This is a genomic window from Tenacibaculum halocynthiae, from assembly GCF_964512825.1.
GTDB classification, from domain to species: Bacteria; Bacteroidota; Bacteroidia; order Flavobacteriales; family Flavobacteriaceae; genus Polaribacter; species Polaribacter halocynthiae.
Genome location: NZ_CAZELG010000012.1, coordinates 179,458 through 200,152 on the forward strand (window position 1 = coordinate 179,458; position 20,695 = coordinate 200,152).

17 protein-coding genes are annotated in these 20,695 nt (G+C 30.0%); 14 read left to right on the top strand and 3 right to left on the bottom strand.

The genetic code is table 11. From position 1 onward, the window contains the following. Positions 1 to 246: 246 nt before the first annotated feature. From ACKTTQ_RS04215 to ACKTTQ_RS04225, 3 genes are read right to left on the bottom strand one after another with little or no spacing between them, the layout of a single operon-like run. Positions 247 to 930: an alpha/beta fold hydrolase gene (locus tag ACKTTQ_RS04215; RefSeq protein WP_408048484.1), complete on the bottom strand. Its 684-nt coding sequence runs from the start codon at positions 928 to 930 to the stop codon at positions 247 to 249. Then, entirely contained in the window at positions 930 to 1,550 is a 621-nt protein-coding gene (locus ACKTTQ_RS04220; protein ID WP_113786211.1) for a DUF6973 domain-containing protein, read from the bottom strand. The genes ACKTTQ_RS04215 and ACKTTQ_RS04220 overlap by 1 nt, the downstream gene beginning before the upstream one ends. 11 nt (positions 1,551 to 1,561) lie before the next feature. Then, positions 1,562 to 2,362, bottom strand: a complete 801-nt coding sequence (locus ACKTTQ_RS04225) for a S24 family peptidase (RefSeq protein WP_408048485.1) — start codon at positions 2,360 to 2,362, stop codon at positions 1,562 to 1,564. Positions 2,363 to 2,678: 316 nt separating this feature from the next. Between ACKTTQ_RS04225 and ACKTTQ_RS04230 the strand changes: the two genes are divergently transcribed. The 14 genes from ACKTTQ_RS04230 to ACKTTQ_RS04295 all read left to right on the top strand — a co-directional run bounded on the left by ACKTTQ_RS04230 (position 2,679) and on the right by ACKTTQ_RS04295 (position 20,644). Then, positions 2,679 to 6,215, top strand: a complete 3,537-nt coding sequence (locus tag ACKTTQ_RS04230; protein WP_408048486.1) for a hypothetical protein — start codon at positions 2,679 to 2,681, stop codon at positions 6,213 to 6,215. A gap of 928 nt (positions 6,216 to 7,143) precedes the next feature. After that, positions 7,144 to 7,575, top strand: coding sequence for a TIGR02594 family protein (locus ACKTTQ_RS04235; protein ID WP_408048487.1), 432 nt, complete (start codon positions 7,144 to 7,146; stop codon positions 7,573 to 7,575). Next, positions 7,568 to 7,975 carry a phage holin family protein gene (locus ACKTTQ_RS04240; RefSeq protein WP_408048488.1) on the top strand — a complete coding sequence of 136 codons (408 nt, stop codon included), beginning with the start codon at positions 7,568 to 7,570 and terminating at the stop codon, positions 7,973 to 7,975. Before ACKTTQ_RS04235 ends, ACKTTQ_RS04240 begins: the two co-directional genes overlap by 8 nt. 88 nt (positions 7,976 to 8,063) lie before the next feature. Then, positions 8,064 to 8,807: a hypothetical protein gene (locus tag ACKTTQ_RS04245; RefSeq protein ID WP_408048489.1), complete on the top strand. Its 744-nt coding sequence runs from the start codon at positions 8,064 to 8,066 to the stop codon at positions 8,805 to 8,807. A gap of 417 nt (positions 8,808 to 9,224) precedes the next feature. Next, positions 9,225 to 9,617: a hypothetical protein gene (locus tag ACKTTQ_RS04250; RefSeq protein ID WP_408048490.1), complete on the top strand. Its 393-nt coding sequence runs from the start codon at positions 9,225 to 9,227 to the stop codon at positions 9,615 to 9,617. A 167-nt stretch (positions 9,618 to 9,784) separates the two neighbouring features. Next, the gene (locus ACKTTQ_RS04255; protein WP_408048491.1) at positions 9,785 to 10,678 is read left to right on the top strand and encodes a hypothetical protein; all 894 of its coding nucleotides are present in this window, start codon (positions 9,785 to 9,787) and stop codon (positions 10,676 to 10,678) included. 114 nt (positions 10,679 to 10,792) lie between these two features. Further along, the gene (locus ACKTTQ_RS04260; RefSeq protein ID WP_408048492.1) at positions 10,793 to 12,310 is read left to right on the top strand and encodes a hypothetical protein; all 1,518 of its coding nucleotides are present in this window, start codon (positions 10,793 to 10,795) and stop codon (positions 12,308 to 12,310) included. A 24-nt stretch (positions 12,311 to 12,334) separates the two neighbouring features. Further along, positions 12,335 to 14,365 carry a hypothetical protein gene (locus ACKTTQ_RS04265; RefSeq protein WP_408048493.1) on the top strand — a complete coding sequence of 677 codons (2,031 nt, stop codon included), beginning with the start codon at positions 12,335 to 12,337 and terminating at the stop codon, positions 14,363 to 14,365. A gap of 88 nt (positions 14,366 to 14,453) precedes the next feature. Next, the gene (locus ACKTTQ_RS04270; RefSeq protein ID WP_408048494.1) at positions 14,454 to 15,743 is read left to right on the top strand and encodes a hypothetical protein; all 1,290 of its coding nucleotides are present in this window, start codon (positions 14,454 to 14,456) and stop codon (positions 15,741 to 15,743) included. Positions 15,744 to 15,886: 143 nt separating this feature from the next. Further along, positions 15,887 to 16,486 (top strand): protein kinase family protein, encoded by a 600-nt coding sequence (locus ACKTTQ_RS04275; RefSeq protein WP_299132941.1) that lies wholly within the window; start codon positions 15,887 to 15,889, stop codon positions 16,484 to 16,486. 13 nt (positions 16,487 to 16,499) lie between these two features. After that, a complete protein-coding gene (locus ACKTTQ_RS04280) occupies positions 16,500 to 19,142 on the top strand; it encodes a zincin-like metallopeptidase toxin domain-containing protein (RefSeq protein ID WP_408048495.1) in 2,643 nt (880 codons plus the stop codon). 1 nt (position 19,143) lies between these two features. Further along, positions 19,144 to 19,425, top strand: a complete 282-nt coding sequence (locus ACKTTQ_RS04285; RefSeq protein WP_408048496.1) for a hypothetical protein — start codon at positions 19,144 to 19,146, stop codon at positions 19,423 to 19,425. A 181-nt stretch (positions 19,426 to 19,606) separates the two neighbouring features. Further along, on the top strand, positions 19,607 to 19,912 hold the full coding sequence (locus ACKTTQ_RS04290) for a hypothetical protein (protein WP_408048497.1): 306 nt from the start codon (positions 19,607 to 19,609) through the stop codon (positions 19,910 to 19,912). A 303-nt stretch (positions 19,913 to 20,215) separates the two neighbouring features. Further along, positions 20,216 to 20,644 (top strand): hypothetical protein, encoded by a 429-nt coding sequence (locus ACKTTQ_RS04295; protein WP_147239381.1) that lies wholly within the window; start codon positions 20,216 to 20,218, stop codon positions 20,642 to 20,644. The last annotated feature ends 51 nt before the right edge of the window (positions 20,645 to 20,695 follow it).

Here is a 20,695-nt window from a genome sequence, read left to right on the forward strand (position 1 = left end):
AAAAGAAATTCTAGGAGGAAAATTAGACGTTCGTTATTGCGCATATGCTACAAATAATGGAGGTATTGAAAAAAGATTAGACACAGGAAGTGGCTGTAATACTTCCGTTAACTGTTTAGGATGTTGGTGGGAAAAAATTTAATCTAAAAATTGAAATCCCCCCATTTTAAAATTTTAAATAGTAAAGTACGTTTTAATCTAAAATAATCCTTGAAGATTTAACCTTAAGGATTATTTTTTTAGCAACTATATTATGATTTTTAGCATCTCAGCTATCTCTTCTGGTTTTTCAAGAGGAATCATATGTCCACAGTTTTTAACACTAACATGCCTCCCCTTTAAGGCATTATTAGCAATCACTTTTATCTCTTTTGATGAAACTAAAGCATCATTTTCGGCCGAAATAAATAAAATAGGGATTTTTAATTTTGAAACTTCCTCAGAAATATCAACTCTTGAAGAAGTAGCTTTTAGTTGACGTATTAAAACCTCTTTACCTAAATCACTATCCATTTTTTTGATAATAGATATAACTTTTTCATTTTGATGGTTGCTAAAATGGAGAAACTGCTGAATTCTAACTTTTGAAATACCTTTATATTTATGTTTCTCTAAAAAATCAATTGTGCTTTTTCGTAATTGAATTTCATTCTGATTCAATCCGTTAGTATTCGCTGCAATTACTACTAATTGCTTTAACTTTTCTGGATAAGTAACAGCGAAATTCATAGCAGAAAACCCACCTAAAGAAAACCCTACAATTATCGCTGGCTCTTCAATTTCAGTTAAAATAATATTATTAATTTCACTAAAAGAAATAGCATGCGTAATATCAATATGAATTAGCTTTACATTTTCTAATTTAGGAAACACAAATTGCCATAAATCAATGGTACACATAGTGCCTGAGATAAAATATACTTTTTGCATCAACTTTTTTTATTAGAAAACACCAAACACTTATTATTTACCCATTTCCCTTGTAACGATTCATTTGAAATAACAGCACCTTTACAAGTTAAAAACTTACCTCGTTTATCTTTTTTAATAATCTTTAATCTTCCTTGATGTATGGCGTTTATTATCTGATAAATCAATCCTTCTTTAGAGGCTACACTTCCTTTTTTAGTAAAAGTTAACCCAACATCATTATTAAATAAATCCATAGAAGAAGATATTTTATCAGGAACAACACCATCTTCTAATTTACGCTTTTGAAAAGTCTGATAATTTTCTTTTTCATGAGCTCTACCTAGAGAGCGGGCAGCCTTTTTACCTATTTTTTGACGTAAACGAGCCATCCAAAAAGCATGACGAAAAGCGTCTACTTGCCCACCAGAAGCATCACCATCTAATAAAGGTGATTTTTGTATGGAGTCCGCAACTCTATTTGCTTCTTTTGAAATAAGCAATGCTTTTTTAGCTTTGAATGGATGAAAAAACACCCAAACCTTTTTTGGAGTAGACAGCTGTTTAAATTTCCCCCAATTTGATTGAGAAAACAAAGAAGTGCTTGTAAAAATGAGCAACAACAGAATTTTTTTAAACATGAATGTTTATGTTAGTTTTTGCTATTAACCTGCTCTTGTAATTCAACAATTTTACTTTCTAAATCATGCAACCTATCATAAACATCAACTGGCTCAGGCATTTGCTTAGACGCAAACATAGAAACATACCAAACCTCCATAATTTCCTCGGCATTTATAGTATACATTGGATAATTACCATCCTTGTTATCGCTTTTTAAAATAAGCTTACCACGTTCATGAATTCTATTAATAACTCTTTTTAACACGATACCATCATTTTTACTAACTATAATATACACACGACCATCTTTAATGTCAATAAGGTTTTCAACATACTTACCAAAAACCAAATCGCCGTCAAAAAACGTTCGCACCATAGAATTACCTTGCACTTCAAAACAACGGAAAGTTCCATTATTTAAATGTGGCATATGAAAAGAAGGTAATTGTTCAATATAATTAGAATCTCCATAACCATTTAAATACCCAGCTCTTGCTTTAATAGGTACATAAATTACATTTTCATTACCTGATTCATTAACAGAAACAACCTGAGGAACTCCAGAATATGTTGGAGTTTTTTTTACTTCAGATGTTAGCATAACATCACTTTTTCCAAATAAATAATCAGGATTTATATTAAATTCATTAATAATCGCAGTAAGAACATCATATCCAGGCTTCGTTTTTTTTCTAGTTCCATCTGCCTGTGGCCTTCCATTAATTATACTGTCTACGGTAGTTCCAGTAACTCCAATTCGTTTTGAAAAAGAGAAATTATTTAAATTAAAAGCGTTTCTAATAGTTGCTATTTTTTCTGATATCCCCATACCTTCATATTTTTGAAAAAATTAAACATTTTACATAATTGATTAAACTTTTGTTTTGTTTAATTTGTAAAATGTGTTATATTTGCACTGTAATTAATTGCTAATATACAAAAAAAATTTAAAAATCAAACATTTGTATAGTTTTGGTAATTGCGTTTTAGAGATTTTAACTTGATTTCAATCATTTTTTTAAAACCTCATCCTTTTAATTCAAACATTTTATTGAATTAAGTTCAAAACACGAAGCAGAAACTGTTAGAAAAGCAAAAAACAGTTGCTCAATTGAGCTTATTTAAAAAAATTAAAATCTATTAAAATGAGTAAAAAACCAATTAAATCAAACCTATTTAGGTTTGTAACATTACGAAGCCCACAAACAATTGAAGAGAAAGAAACAGGTTTTGTTTCATTTCCAGAAGGTCAAAATTTAAACAACAAGGCGCTTACAGCTATTGAAGGAATAGCAAATAAAGAAGAAAAAACAACAATATTATTAGCAGCATATAAAACAGGTTTCACTCCATACAAAACTCGCTCTAGTGTAAAAGCTGCAGATTCAGAATTATACAGGTTTTCACTTTGGTTGGGGAGAAACAAAACCAATCTTACATTTGAAAATATAACAAAAAACTTACCAAAAGATGGAGTAAGTAAACGAATCGTAGATTTTGAAGAAGTAATGTGGGATCAACTTTTTTATAACATTATTAATAAAAAATCTACCACAGTAAGAGAATCAATTATTCAAGTGTTAATCGGTCGTAAGTTTTTAGAAATGTTTAAAAATTTTCAACCTACAATTATACCTAAAGGCGGGTCTCCAATTTTTGCAAAAAAAGAAAGAGAAGAGTTTTCACGTAGAGCGAAGGCAAGCATAATCATACCTAAGGATATAATTATTGCAGCTCAAAAAAAACTTAACGGTATTGATTCTAGTACATCAAGAGACTCTCAAAAACACTTGAAATCCCATTTAGAAACCGCCTTAACAAAAGATAGGATTAAACAATATGAAATTTCTTTAAAAGAACTCGAACAAGCAGAATTACTACATAAAAAGGAAGAAAAGTTACGTTATGAAAGTGAATTAAAAACATACGACGCCTCTATTACTCAAATTAAAAGAGATGCAATCCCTAACAAACAAACTCTTTTAAATAAAGAAGGATACTCAAAGGAAGTAGACGTATTTCCAGAACTACAATTACCAAAATTTGAATTTCAAGAAAAAACTGAAATATCAAGAGATGGAGATAGTGTTGGAAATTCAGAAGGTGGCAATAGTTTTTCTCAAGAAACTAAAAAATTATTAAAGTCAGAAGAGTTAAAAAAACTTACTAGCTTTAGAGAGGTTTCTTCAGTTTTAAAAGAAAAAATACGAGAAGAATATAAAAACATACATGACAATACACCAAAAGAGATTGAGAAAATTAATATAGGAGGGTCAAATGTAATTGTAAACCCTTTAAACGGGGTAAAATTATACTCTTTTTTTGGAGGAATATCACCATCAACAACATATGGATACAACTATATTTCTATGATTTTGAATGTTGGAAATGAGAATATTAATATTATAAATGCATCTTATACACTTAAACATAGTTCTGGAACCACATTTTCAAGAGCTGAAATAAGAAAAGTTTCTGAAACAAATGGTTTATTAAGTTTACAACTTTTCCCTGACACAGGAAGTTTATTACCCGTTCCTATAGGAAATTGTGACTTTTCAGGTGAATTAACTTTAAGTAACGGAGTAAAGCTTAGTTTCGACTCTTCTTTATTTATTTCTAAAGATTATTTAGTATTTGGAACTATGGCTAGATATAGCGGTCGCTACTCTGGTGTTTGTCAAGTTTTAGAAGGAGGAGAAGATACAGGTTCAGGAACTACAAATACAGAAGAGACTGTATTACACGGAGTATCTCAATTAGGAATTGCTGATTTTAGGCGTGTTGAGCAAGAAGTTTGTTGCTATGTACCTGGAGAAGTTTCTCATATTGAAAATATCATGGCACGTGAATATAAAGAACGCTCAACAAGAAATTTAAATGTATCAGAACAAACATCTGAAACAACTTCAGAAAAAGAAGTAGAAAACTTAACCGACACAACTTCTACAGAACGTAACGAATTGCAAAATGAGGTTTCATCAGTTGTAAACAAAGATAAAGCCAATAATTTTGGAGCAAATGCTAGCGTTAGTGGAGAAAAATTTGGTATTAGCTTTAGTGCTGGAACTAATTACAATTCATCATCTTCAAATTCTGCCTCAAATTCAAATTTAGAAGCACAAACTTACGCACAAGATGTAACAGAAAGAGCACTGGAACGTGTAGTTCAAAAAATTAGTACGAAGCGTACTTCACGAATATTACGAGAGTATGAAGAAAATAATACTCATGGTTTTGACAACCGCAAAGGAGATAAACATGTTACAGGAGTATATCGTTGGGTTGATAAAATTTATAAAAACAAGTTAATTAATTACGGTAAACGCTTAATGTATGAATTTGCGTTGCCAGAACCAGCTAAATTTTACATTAAAGAATATTTAAAATTTAAGGAAACCAATAATAACGACGCTATTACCCCTAAAAAACCTGAAAAAATAAGCATTACAAATGCAGGACAATTAAATGAGAGTAACTATCAATTTTATGCATCAAAATACAACGCAGATGTAGCTTCTCCAATTGATAAATCAATAAAAGTTGGAAAGTCATTTGTAAAAGATGACCAAACATATACTGCTAATGGATATGTATTTAATGAAATAGATGTTCCTAAAGGATATGTTGCCTCAAAAGGAACTGTAAATTGGACTGTAGGTAAAAAAGGATCATCTTATAACTGGTGGGCAGGAACAACTCACTATGAGGCAGATCTTTCCATAGGTTTAGGTAGTGATAGAAAAACAGTAATTGGAGGAACAGGATATTCACATTTTTACAACTTTTCAGGAACGTTTAAAGAAAATATTCCGTTTTCATTCTATGCCCAAAATATTTATGCAGGGTACTTTAATGTTACTGTTTTTTGTGAAAGATCAAAAGAAACCTATCAAGAATGGCAAAACGAAACCTATAAAACTATTTTAGACGCATACAATGATAGAGTTAGAGAATATAATGAATATGTATTAACTCAAAATATTGGTAACACCACAGATGAAAAGAAAAAAGAATTAAGTTCTCAAATTAATAGAAGCATAGAAAAGCGTGAATTAAAACGTATTGCTATTGACTTGATAACACACCCTTTTAACAATATCAAATCAGCTGGAGATCATTATAAAGAAGGATCTAATGTAGACCTTAAAGATAATCGAAAACCATTACAGGAACATGCTGAAATTGTTAAGTTTTTTGAACAAGCATTTGATTGGGAAATTATGGCTTATACATTTTACCCATATTTCTATGCTGAAAAAGAAAACTGGAAAGATTCTTTTGAATATAATGAAGGAAGTGATCCTATTTTTCAAGCTTTTTTACAAAGCGGTATGGCCAGATCAGTGGTGCCAGTACGTCCAGGATTTGAAGAGGCTGTAAATTGGTATATAAAAACTGGAGAAATTTGGAACGGCCAAGGCATGGTGACGGATATGGACGATGATTTATACGTGTCAATTACAGAAGAAATGCAATCAATAGAAGGAGAAGTAGAAGGAACTTGGGAAACACGAGTACCAACTACATTGACTGTATTACAAGCAGATTCTGTGTCTTTAAATGAAGGAGGCTTACCATGTAATCCAGATTGTGAAGAAAGCGGATTGTTTAGTAGTGTAAAAACATCACCAGATGGTGTTGACTTTGATATTATTGGTCAAACAAATACCGTAACTTAAATATTTATTAGATAAAAGTTCATTTTAAATGAATTTGTGATAGGGAGGAATAATTTTACAATTCCTCCCTATCAGTTCTAATATCTTTTTATAAATCTAACTTTTAAAAAATTAATATTCCTTTTTCCTAAACATGTTTCAACGCCAAGGCTAAAGTGTATATGAACAAATAAGATAAAAAAAACAGAAAATACTACTTCCTCCCTTAATTGATTTAGCTATTAAATTAACCCAAAGACTTGTTAATGATTTACAATTTTGGTAATATTTTTTATATGATAAGTAAATAACCACCTAAAAACCAAGCTCTTTTTACCAGAAACTTAAAACAGCCAATAAATCAAAATCATACTTTAACAAAACTATAGTATCATTTTAACAGCGCTTTAAAACATATGTTTGTATGTTTAAAATGCATATGAAATTAAAAAACAACGCTATGAAAACCTTACCCAAAACTGCACCCACATTTTTGTGCGAACGAATCTTTAAAATTCTAAAAAAAACAATGTAGTGGTTTGTCGGAATCACTTTCTATTATCAACAATAAAGCTTCAAAAGAAACTAGGTATTGAAATTGAAGGGTGCGGATTGCAATTTACTTTTCTTAATTTTTTGTACAATTTCACAATACAAATAAACCAGAAAAACAGTGTATTTATTTACACTCTTTTTGTGAAAAATGGATGTATATATTTCAATAAAAAAAGAGGTTAAAAACAACCTACAAATATTTCTGTAAATTGTTTTGTTTTAATTGGTAATATGTTATATATTTGTATTGCTTTTCTAATAGTTCATTTATTTATTAACCTTTTTAATGTTAAGCAGAAACTGAAAAAGTTAGATTAAACCTCGATCAGGTATAGAGAAAAAGAATCGAAAACTTAAAAGTTTTGTCTGCTAACGCTTAAAATCAAACATTTGTATGAATAGTTTAATATCAACAGCGTTATCACAATATGGCGTAAAAGAAATAAGAGGCTCTAAAGACCACCCCCAAATTGTAAATTACTTTACATCGTTAGGGGTTGATGGAGCAAAGTTTAAAGACGAAACCGCTTGGTGTAGTGCCTTTGTAAGTTGGGTTGCCAAACAAGCCGGTTACGAACACTCAAGAAAATTAACAGCCAGAAGCTGGTTAACAGTAGGCACCTCATCAAATAAACCTGAACCAGGTGACGTAGTTGTTTTATGGAGAGAATCTCCTAATAGCTGGAAAGGACATGTTGCTTTTTTAATAAAAGAATCTAAAAGATATGTTTACCTGTTAGGCGGTAATCAAGGAAACAGTGTAAGTATAAAAGCATACCCAAAAAAAAGAGTTCTAGAATATAGAAAATTAAGAAAAAATGGATAAAATAACACATATCATTTTTTGGTTGTTAGCTTTACTATCACCTTTAAATGGAGTGTTAACTACCATGATGTTTTTAATTATGGTTGATTTTATAACCGGAGCATTTGCTGCATTAAAATTACAAATACCTATAAAAAGTGGAAAAATTGCAAATACGATATCTAAATTTTTCATTTATAACTTAGTAATTATATCCGCTTATTTTTTAGAAAAACATATTGTAAACGAAGTGCCTTTCTTAAAAATAATTGCAGGCTTTATAGCTGTTACTGAAATAAAATCAATTTTAGAAAATTATAATAAAATTTACGGCGTTAACCCCTTTAAAGCTCTACTCAATTTATTAAAACAAAGCGGTCTAAAAGACACTTTAGATCAAATAACTGAAGAAGAAGATTAAGAAAAGAAAAAGTTTAGTCGCTAACAATTAGTTTTTAGCGCCTCTTTTTTATCAGAAAAAAAGTAAAAAATCGATAAAAAAGTAAAAAATGAAACAAAACAAAGAAACTTTAAAAGCATATTTTGAAACTGGTGACAAACCTACTCAAGAACAGTTTTCAGATTTAATAGATAGTTATGTAGATAGTAAACAACCAGCTGGAGACCCTAACCGTAGGTTTGTAATTAATAAAAATGGAGATGTTGGTGTTGCTTCAGAACAAAAAACACCTGAATACACCTTATCAGAAATTACAGGAAAGAAATTAGCCTTATTAAAAGATGGTGTAACCGTTAAAGAAATAGATTTAACAGCATATTTAGATGACACTAATTTGGCAAGATTGGTTAGTGGTAGTATAGATATGAATGGTTTAGCTACTTTTACACGTGATGATGATTCTACATTTACTCTAGATTTAAGTAATTTAAAAGATGCGGTTCCTCAATATCAAGCAGGAACAAATGTTACAATAGACACCGTCAACCCATTACAACCAGTAATCAATTTTTCTAGTAAGGATAATTCATTTGTACCATATACAGGAGCTACAAACGACGTTGTTTTAGGAAATCACTCTATAGATTTAGGTAAGCTTGAAGATAATACCATAACTAATAAAAATGCAGTAATATTAGAACATCAAGGTGTACCTTTTTTTAGACTTGGTGTAAAAGTAAGTAACGGAACTACTATTGGAGATGATTATTGGAAAAGTTTAGGCATTGGTAGAGATGCATTAAAATCTGCAAAAGGCAGTGTTAATGCAGCATACGGAGCTAGAGCTTTATAAAATGTCAAAGGATCTAACAATATAGGTATTGGCTTTTCTTCTGGATATGATATAGAAGGTAATTATAATGTTATTACTGGAGCTTTTTCAGCAGAAAAAGCAAAAGGTTCGAACAATACAATAACAGGAGCTAGATGGACAGGTAGGTATTGTACAGGTAATTATAACGTAGCCAATGGTTATTTTGCTTTAGGTCAAAATACTGGGGATAGAAACGTAGCTATAGGCGATTATTCAGGATATGGATTTAATGGAAATAACAACACTTTTATTGGTAGTTTAAACCCAAATCTAATACAAAGTAAAAAAGTAGTATCATCTGACCCTTCTAAAAAATATGTAATTGAAGCTGTAGATGTAGCATCTAATGCTGAAATAACTATAACTTCTCACGGGTTTACTATAGGAAGTAGAAAATTGTTTTTTTATGAAAAAGATATTACTGACCCAACCAGCCAAACACTAGTTAATATTGGAGCTAGAAATCCAAGAATATCTATATGGGAAGTTATAGATCTAAATACTTTAAAATGTTTAAATGAAACCTATTTAGGAAATGCTATAGGTAGACAAACTTTTACAGAGTTTGAAGAAATAAATAACTCTTCAGGGTTAGGACATGATGCATACCCTATTAAATCTAATCAAGTAGTTTTAGGAGATGAAAATATAATGGAAGTGACTACCACAGGTGATTATATTAGTACAAATGCAGGAAAGGGTGTAATACTTAAAACACCAGATGGAACAAAAAATTATAAAATTAGTATTGATAATACAGGAAATATTATAACAACTAAGGTTGTATAAAAAATAAAAAGCATTTTTTTTAAAAAGTCTAGTCACTAACAACTGGTTTTTAGTGTCTCTTTTTTATGTAAATCAAAAAACACTGAAACAACAGAAATACAAAAGGGAATTTCCCCTTGTAAAAAATTGTTTTTAGTAATATTAAAAATTATAGTAAAACATAAAAAATGAAACAAGATAAAAAAACAATTAAAACCTACTTTGAAAAAGGTGACAAACCTACTCAAGAGCAATTTTCCGATTTAATAGATAGCTATATAGACAGCAAACAATCTGAAGGAGAAGCAGGTCGTAGATTTATTATTGATAAAAATGGAACAGTTAGCCTGACCACAGGAAAACAAACAAGTACATCTAACATACAAGAAGTAACAGATAATGGCAACACTACTACCAATAAATTAATACTTGAAAACAACTTTGACAACACCGCTAAAGTTGATTTGAGTTTTAATGAAATAGCTATGCTAAATTCAATTCAGCAAACTTATTTATTGCAGCAAAGGGTTGCCATGTTAGACAGCCAACAAAAACTAAACTTTGATGTAAATAACGGAAGCTTTACAAGCTCATACTCAACAACAAAAGTTAATAATAGTATAAATTTAAGGTTTCCTACAGAAGAATTAAAAAAAGGGATCTCCAAAAGTGCTAAATTTTTAAAACTACCCTATAAAACAGGAACTTTAGCAACATTAGATGATATCCCTAAAACTCTAGAAGAAACTTTTTCTATTTCTACCTCTTCGTTAGGGTCTACATTCACATACAGTAATTCTACTTCAAAAAAATATAAAATAGGTAAAAGAGTTTTTATTGATATTGTTTTAAGCGGAGTTACCTCAGATGGAAACGCTACTAATAACTACATTCAAATTGATGGTTTTAATGAAATTTCTAGTTTTTATGCAAGTGGCACTATTGTTAATAGAAAAAATTATGAAATAAATGGTGTAGCTATTGAATCAAGTGGCGGTAGTATTAGGTTTAAAGATCATGTTTGGAATGACGATACTTTAATTATAACAATTAATTTTTTAGGTGATGGGTCTGCAGTTTAATTTCAAAAAAACTCTATAACATATTTAAAAAAGTCAAAAGATTAAAACTAAAAAGTCTAGTTACTAATATCTAATTATTCAGCTACTCTTTTTTTCTTAAAAAATTACAATAAAATGAAACAAGATAAGAAAACAATCAAAACATATTTCGAAACTGGAGATAAACCAACGCAAGAACAATTTGAAGACTTGATAGATAGCTATGTAGACAGCAAGCAAGACGAAGGAGAAGCTAACCGTAGGTTTATTATTAATGCAGCTGGTGAAGTAAACCTAACTTCTGAACAAAAGATACCTGAGTACACCTTATCAGAAATTTCAGGAAACAAATTAGCATTAATAAAAGATGGTGTAACCGTTAAAGAAATAGACTTAACTCCATACATAGACGACACCAATTTAGCTAGATTAGTAAGTGGTACTTTAGACACTAATGGTATAGCTACATTTACTCGTGATAATAATTCTACTTTTACTATTGATTTAAGCAACTTAAAAGATAACTTAAGCTTACAAGAAATCACTGACAAAGGAAACATCACTACTCAAAACATTATCACTCAGGGCTATACTTCAACAGGAAAAAGAGATGAATCTGACGTCGTTGTAAAAATAGGAGATTATGATGACAAAGGGAATGGTACAAAGTTAATTATTGATGATGATAGAGGCGTAACCACTTTAAATTCTTCAAAAATAAATATTCTTGGAGATTTAATAATAGATCCTCAAAATAGTGTTACTAACATAGCAGGCTCTTATTTAACTGTAAAAAAAGAATCTACCGAAAAAGGCATCAACACTAGTCAGTTTGTAGATGTAAAAAGAACAGGAACAATTCCAAATACTTCAAATACTATAGCTGGAGTTTTTAGAAGCACTAATAGCTCAAGTGTAAATGTAGATGGAACCACAGGTATGAATATTGTAGGTGTTTATGATGGAACTGGGGGTGGAAATTATGTTTATGGAGCAATAACAACTGCAACTCATAAAGGTAGTGGGAATATAAATTTTTTAATCCCACATAGTGATAAAGCCAAAGTAGAAGGAACTGGTATTGCTACTATTGATTATGTTAGAGGTCATAGTCCAAGTGTAATATTAAACAACCCTAATGCTACTATCAATTACGCACAAGGTATTCACCCTAATGTTACAGTAAATGCGGGTACAGTAACGCAAGATGTAAATGTAATGTTTTTAGATATAGATGTAGATACAGCTAATGCTGCAAATATTAATATACAAGGAAACATGACATACATTAGAGGAGGCGGTGGCTCAGATATAGAAGCAGCTTCAGTAGGGGGAAAAAAAAGGTTTATATGGAATGAAGGAGCGACAGAAAGTGACTTCAACGGGGTAATAAATGTTTTAAATCCAGTTGCAGACATAACTAATGCTACAAATAAAGTGTTAATAACTAAAGAATACGCAGATCAAGAATATAAAACAAAAACTATAGATACCTCTACCCCGCAAACAAGTATCACATTAAACACTTCTCATCCAATAGCTTCAAACCCTATAGGAACCTCTGTTTTAAATACAAACTCATCACAACAATTTATGTATGTGAGAATATCTAGTAACGCATGGAAAGCTATCGCTTTAGGTGCAGATATTTAAAAAAACACAATTAAAAACAAAAAAATGAAACAAGATAAAACAACAATCAAAACATATTTTGAAACTGGTGACAAACCAACTCAAGAACAATTTGCTGATTTAATTGATAGTTATGTAGACAGTAAACAAGGAGAAGGAGAAGCTAACCGTAGGTTTATTATTGACGCAGCTGGTGAAGTAAACCTAACTTCTGAACAAAAGATACCTGAGTACACCTTATCAGAAATTACAGGAAACAAATTAGCTTTATTAAAAGATGGTGCAACCGTTAAAGAAATAGATTTAACTCCATACATAGACGACACTAATTTAGCTAGATTAATTTCTGGTAAAGTTGACACCAATGGCATAGCTACTTTTACTCGTGATGATAATTCTACTTTTACTTTAGATTTAAGTAATTTGAAAGGTGGTTTAAATTTACAACAGATTACAGATAATGGAAAAACAACAACAAATTCTATAGAAATTCAAGAAAAAAATGGGTTAATTGTAAACCAAGGAGGAAATAGTAATTATCAATCAGTATATAACTCTCTAAGTTCTTCACACAAAAGAAATAATCTAACGGGAGTATTTAATGAAAAATCAATTTATTTCTTTAATCCCGGTGGCTTTGGCAATTATATAGCGCTAACCTATGATCATAATCAGGTAATGAGTAGTGGTCAGAAACAGTTAATAATGCCTTATAAAACAGGAATCTTAGCAACTACCGAAGACATTCCAAAAATACAAGCTGGAACAAATGTTACTATTGACAAAACTGACCCTTTGCAACCTATTATAAACTCTATAAGTTCAATAGAAGGCATTACTTCAATTGGAACCATAGCTAACAATGACAATGAAATTATTATTGGTAATAAGCCATTAGGAGCTTATGCTTCTTTTAGTTATAATGGGGGTAATAATTTGTTTGGAGAAAATAATATGGTAGGAGGTGTTAATATTTCTACATTAGACAATCAAAATAACCCCGTTGTGCAAGGTAAAGTACTCCACATTGGAGGAGCAGAACCTGCTATACTTAACTTGTCTTCTACAGCTAATGTTCAATCTTTTGCAAAAGGAGGGAATACTTTAAAAGATTATTTATTTGATTTTAATTTTACAGAAGGGTTTAAAATTAAAAAAAGAATAGCTGGTGTAGTTGGTAACACAAATCAAGCTGTTATAAAAGCAACAAATTTAACAACAAATATAAATGTAGAAATACCTAATAAATCAGGTACTCTAGCAATTACTGAAGATATTCCACAAATACAAGCTGGAACAAATGTTACTATAGATACCACAAACCCATTACAACCAATTATAAATGCAACAGGACAAGATGGTTCTGTTACATTAGATACTACTCAAACAATAAGTGGTCAAAAAACTTTTGATGCTCTTTTACAAACTAAAAGCATTCAAACTAATGGAGGTTTAAGTACTTCAGGAAATATAACAGCAGGAGGCAGAATAAGGGCTGCAAAAAATGCTTTAGACTTCACTGAAGAAAATAATGCTGGTTCTGCCACAATAAAAGCTAATATTGTAGGAAGTTCATTACATACATTACAGCCAAAATCTGGAACTATAGCTCACTTAGATGATATTGTACCTGTATTACCAACTAACTTCTATGAGAAAGGAAATTGGCCTATAAACATGTTAGTTCAGGGAGTTTCAATAACACCTGGTAATTCTTTAACTTTTTTTGAAAGACAAGGAAACAAAGTTAACTGCGTAGTAGATTTAAGATTGTTTGATACAAATGAACAAACAAACACAAATAACGGAACTTTTCAATTTGATTTACCTTTCCCTTGCATAAATAATAGCGCTATTGGTAATGTAATTGAATTTAATTCTGGAGATGGGGCAAACGCAGTTCAATATACAGGGAACTTAACTCCAGATGTTGTTAACAATAAATTATTTCTTGTAAAATCCTTAAAAAGAGAATACTTAAGGCCTGGAGATGCGGTTTTTCATGACACATCTGGAGCAGATTCAACAAGAATTATTATCTCTTTTTCTTATTTGACAACTGTTTACACACCATAATACTAATTAAAAGTCTAACCGCTAACAATACTTTTAGCAGTTCTTTTTTTATCAGAAAACAAATTATAAACAGATATAAAAAACAAAAATGAAACAAGATAAAAAAACAATAAAAACCTATTTTGAAACTGGTGATAAACCAACTCAACAACAATTTGAAAACTTAATAGATAGCTATGTAGATAGCAAGCAATCTGTAGGAGAAGCAAACCGTAGGTTTGTAATTGATGAAACTGGAGATGTAAGTGTAACTTCAGAACAAAAAACACATGAATACACCTTATCAGAAATCGCAGGTAATAAATTAGCCTTATTAAAAGATGGTGTAACCGTTAAAGAAATAGATTTAACTCCATACATAGACGACACTAATTTAGCTAGGCTAGTTTCTGGAAATGTTGACGCTAGTGGTATTGCCACTTTTACCCGTGATGATAACTCTACCTTTACTGTAGATTTAAGTAATTTGAAAGGTGATTTAAGTCTACAACAAGTAACTGATAATGGGAAAGAAACAAGTAACTCAATTGAATCTAGTAATAAGTCATCATTTATATCAAGGAATAACACTGGGAATTATTCAGTAATGACTCCTGCTCAGTATAGAATATTTTCCACACATCCTGACGAAAATTCTGCTTTATATATGTCATCTGGGTTTGAATTTAAACAAAAAAATGACCAAAGAATTACATTAAGAACACCTCAAAACTATACTGGTTATCATAATATTGAAATACCTGCAAAACAAGGAACTTTAGCTATAACCTCTGACATTCCACAAATACAAGCTGGAACAAATATCACAATTGATAATACCAATCCACAATCTCCAATTATCAATGCAGTAGGTGCTTCAAGTAGTCAAACAAATTTATCCTATAATTCCTCAACAAGAACAGTAGAATCTAGTACCGGTAATAATGTAGTATTACCATTAGCTGATACCAGTAATGCAGGGCTAATGCAAGCTGATTTTTATAAAGAAGGCACATGGGCTCCTATTATATCTAGTAGTACTAACGGAAGTTCTCAATACAATTCTACAGGTGCTACTGGTATATATAAAATAATAGGAAATGTTTTTCATTACTCCATTCAATTAACAGGAATAGTTACAAACGGTGACTTAAGTGGCTATACATATATCAGTTTACCAGATATTGTGGGCAACTCTCTTTTTCAAACAAATAGCACATTAGAGCAAATATTTCTCGGATCCGGACGAGAAGCTCCAAAAGATTATTTTACACCACAAATAACAAGTGAAAATAGCAAAAGAGTAATTTATTTGTCAACTTATCCTTCCACTAATTTTTATTCTGCTGATTTTAATAACGGTTTTATTAAATTATCTGGAACATTATTTTTGAAATAAGTATTTCTAAATTACTATTAACCGCTAACAATACTTTTAGCGGTTCTTTTTCCTTTTTTTAAACCCCGTGTTTTATGTTATTTCTATGAATACTCTTCACTTTAGAAAACATACACTTTTTTTCAAATCATAAAACACAAATCATGAAGCTTACAAACCTCAAAACCAATAGCATAATATTGGTCGGCATATTATTGCTGTTACTTATCAATTTATTTTCAAGAAGAACAAATAAAACTACAATAGAAAAACCTAAAATAACTATTGTTAGAGATACTGTTTGGCAAACTAAAATAGACACTTTTAAAGTACAAACTGTAAAGTATAAAAAAGTATATGTTCATAAAAATGATATTACCAAAATTATAAAAGACACCATTTTTATAAAAGACACCACCAATTTTGTAGCAGCAAAAATATACCGAGATACTTTAAACAATACCGATGTAGAAATTTATAGTTACGATTTGGTAAAAGGAAAATTGTTAGACAGTCAGTTATCCTATAAACTCAAGGTTCCTAGAGAAATCACTATTACTAAAACTATTGAACATCCAAAAACCTATAGAAGCGGACTATATCTATTTTCTGAAGTTGGAGGAAATGGACAAAAGTTTGACAACCTAAGTTTAGGAATACAATACAATAGAAAAGGAAAATGGTTTGCTAGCTATCGGTTAAATGTAAATCAATTTAGCCAACCTACCCATAACATTGGGTTTGGTTATCGATTATTCAATTAAAAAAAGAAAGAGAATGAACACTATTACAACCATAACAGACTTAATTAAATTTTTAAAGGTAGGGACTTCCAACGGGAAAACGAATCAGGAAGTATTGGTTAAAAAAATAACCCGAGATGCTACTTATGAAGAAAGTACCCAGTCTTTTCGCGATTTTGGATCACAACACAAAGAAGTCAATATTCCACAAACCATATATTTAAATAAGGATAATAATGCTTTTTTAAAACAACAGTATACCACAGGTGTTTTTTACAAACCTATCACCTATCAAAAAGACTTAGTATTGTATCCTGAAAAGGATATAAAAGAATATGTAAAAGAGTTCAATATTCCAGAAGAACTATATAATGGCGGATATAGTTTTTATGTAAATCAAGAAGACACTCTAGTTACTTCAATTCAAATAACAACCTTAAATAACTTAAGTAACTATGCTGCTTACCAAGCAAGTGCTTTTTCCTATTTAAAAAGCTACTCTAATGTTCCATATAAATATACAAGTGTATATGGAAATTCAATAGCAGATACTATTAAAGTTGTTCCGAATACTGAAAGTGAGTTGATTCATAAATTTCCTGTTATTACAAAATCCATTGGAACTTGTTTTAGCTATTGTTTATCCTATTATTATAAAAAAGATAGTGCTGAAATAAGAAGCATACCTCCAGCAGAAGAAGATTACCAATTTATAGGGCTACGTATTTATTGTAAAGATATAACTACAGTGCTACAATTTTTAAACGAAACAATTTTTAGCTATTACAATGAGTATACAGACTTTCAATCTAAATGGCGTAATTTATTTTTAATTAAATTAATTGAAAAAATAGCTCCTGCCTATAATAATAGTAAGCTACATAATAAAGCAGCTATTGTATATCATTTAGCGCAACCATTATACTATAAATTTAATACTGACTCTCTTTGGAATTTACTAGAAGGGTTGGCCAAAGGCTACATACGAAACTATTTAAGTATTAATGAGGAAGATTTAATTATAAAAACATTACGAATACTTTATTTCAGGTACACACACAGGCAAAAAACAAAAACCATAGACGGTTCAAAAATACTAGAAAAGAAAGATATTGGAAGTATAGAAATAAACGATCTTTTTATTGAAAACTTATTAATTAGAAGGGCAGATAAAAAAATACTTTTATACAAACTAATTGATGGTTTAAATGGAGAACATTTTCAAACCTATGTATATTTTATTTGGAATATCTGGAAAAGTAGTTCATATGCCGATATCAACCCAAAAACCAATAAATTAGTAGTTATTACTGATAAAACTCCTGTACTTTTAGCATATCAATCTAAGAAAATTTTAGGGTTTCATTCTGATAATGCTACCATAAACTGGAAAGGCAACCAACCTCTAATAGATATTTCTGTTAGTGTAAAAACAGGTAGATTTGAAGAAAAAACAATAGAACGAGAAGATGGAGATCAAAAAATAATAGTAGAAAAGCAAGAAAAACACCAATACAGCTACCACCCATTTTCACCATTGGTATTACAAAATGGTAAAAACCCTGCATTTCTACTAAAAGACAAAGATCAAAAAGAAGGCGTACGTTTTACAAAGCTACCTGCATTCTTATTATACGCAAATGACCAAAAGGCCTTCTGGGAAAATGTATTGACAGGAGTAGAATATGGAGTTGATATACTAACTACTGTATCAGGTGTTGGTAACCTAATTAAAGTAGGTCGTTTAGTAAAACTCCTTAAAAACGGAAAAACCTTATTGTATAAAACCAAACAAGTAACTACAGCAATTGCAGCAACAAAAGCAGTAGCTGGGGCTATAGAAGTAAGTTCAGGTGTCGTAAACACTTTGTTAAACCTCACTAGTATTGATGATACCGAGTTAGGAAAAAGTATCTCTAAATATTTATTTTATTTAGAAACGATAGCATTGACTGGTGAAGTTTCGGTGTTTTTAAAGGGAAAACTACAGAAAACAGCAAAAGAAATTGTAGAAAATTCTAAATTTACTATGTCGTTAGATGATTTAGTTAAAAAAGGAGAGATTGATGAAATAGAAAAAAGAAAGATTTTTGATGAAATGCATGGGTTTTCACAATCTTCTTTCCTTAAAAAGGTAAGTGGAAGAGGCAGAAGATTAGGGCAAAAATTAACTAAATCTGATTTCAGAAAAATTAAAAAATTTCTTAAAAATCATAAAGTAGAATTAGAAATACATCCTAAAGAGAGTTCCAATATTATTGAGGGATTTTTTCTTCAAAATGGTAAGAAAGCAAAGATGCCAACTAATGCAGCAGCTATATTTATAACTGATGGAGAGAAAATGAAAATAGTATTAAGAGAACAAGCTACTGTTTATGAGTTTTTTCATGAGTTTATGCATTATAGACATTCTCAAGATATTGGTTTGAAAGAATTTTTAAAGCTAGGAGGTAGGGATACTTATGGAGAGTTTATAAAAGAGCATTGGGTGTATAATATTCTATTAAAGCATAAAGAATACTTGACGAAAAGTGAGTTAAAACATGCTTTAGAATATATAAATGAAACAGTAAGATATAAGTTTGGAAAAGAACCTTTAGATTTTGAGTTTGATATTGAAAAAATTCCAGATATTAGAAAAGAAATAAAAGTAGGAGAAATATTTAAAATTAAATAAGATGATAACTAAAGAAGAAGCTAAAAAAATAGGAGATGATTTATTAAGAAATTCTGATATAGAATATGAAACATTATATGATGTAGATAAAATTTCTTTTTTCAATGAAAAAGAAATTTTATCCGGTAAAGAAAAAGGGAGTAATAAAGATGTATATATGTATTCCTTTACTCAAATTTGGGGTATTGAAGAAAGAGGACTTGGGTTATATATCGACGCTCATTCTGGTGAACCTTTATATATAATAACACCTCATGGTTATATAGACATAGAAGCTAAATAAAAATATGTTTTTAATATTTCTGTATAGGAAGTCACTTGTAAATAGATAGTTTCTTTCTTTTTTAGTTTTTTAGATTGATTAAAAAGTCAAGAAAAAGAAACTGGATACGAAAAGAATTAGAACTCAGCTTTACTTATGCTAATAGAGAAAGAAAAAAAGCAGGTATAGATTTAATAAAATTATGAAACATACAGAAGAACAAATTATAAAAAAAGCAAAACAAATCATTAAAGATTTAGATGGTGAGTATTATTTCGAAAATTGTACAGATGGAACGTTATTTGAAGAAAATGAAAAGATTGGATACGGTAATTTGAAAGGTGAAATACTACCTTGTTGGACTGTTTTTGTCAAAACTATTTTTGATAATTCAGATCATTTATTTATTTCAGACGAAACAGGAGAGCCTTTATATTATCATAACTTTAATATGATTCTTTTTGAAGTAGCGAAAGATAAAGAAGGTAAATATTATAAAAAAGAGTAGGTATAAACGAGCTCTATTTGTTATTAATTTTATAGCAGTTTTAAGGTTACTTGAAACTGCTTTTTTAATTCTTTAATAATTTTTGACGTTGTTCTCGTGAATTTGTGATGTTAGAAGAATACCTGAAATCTATCCGAAAAAAAGTAAAATTCATTGTAAAATCTGATGAATCTGTAAAAGGGTTTAAGGAATTAAAAATAAAGTATCCTGTTATTAACAAGAACATTAAGAAATATTATAAAATTTATAAAAGAAATAAAGATGAAATTAAAATATATGCAAAAATTAAAAGATAACCCAAACTTGATTGGGGAATCTTGGGCAGTAAATAAAGGGCTTTCAAAAGAAGATACCTTGATCCTTTCCGATAAGTTTAATGATGGCAAAGAATTCCCTTTGGTTTTTAATGAGTTTTTAACTTTGGCTGGAGAGTCAAACGGACTTGATATTGTTGCAATATCGGATGACTTTGAACAACTTAGAGAAGATTGTGAAGAATCATTAGAGTACACAGGTTACAAAATGGATAGACCTTATTTTGTGTTTGATCAATTAGATAGTCAGTATAGTATTTTCTTTTTAGATGAAGACAAGGAAGATCCCGATATATATATACTGGATGCTTATGCTAAAAAAGAAGAAAATTGGCCTTTGTATAGAGATGTCAAATACACCTTTAGTAAAATGATTAACGATGCTATTTACAGAAGGTTAAATAACATTCCTTTATAAAATTAAATAAGGGATGAATAAAACAGTATTCATCCCTTATTTAGTTATTTT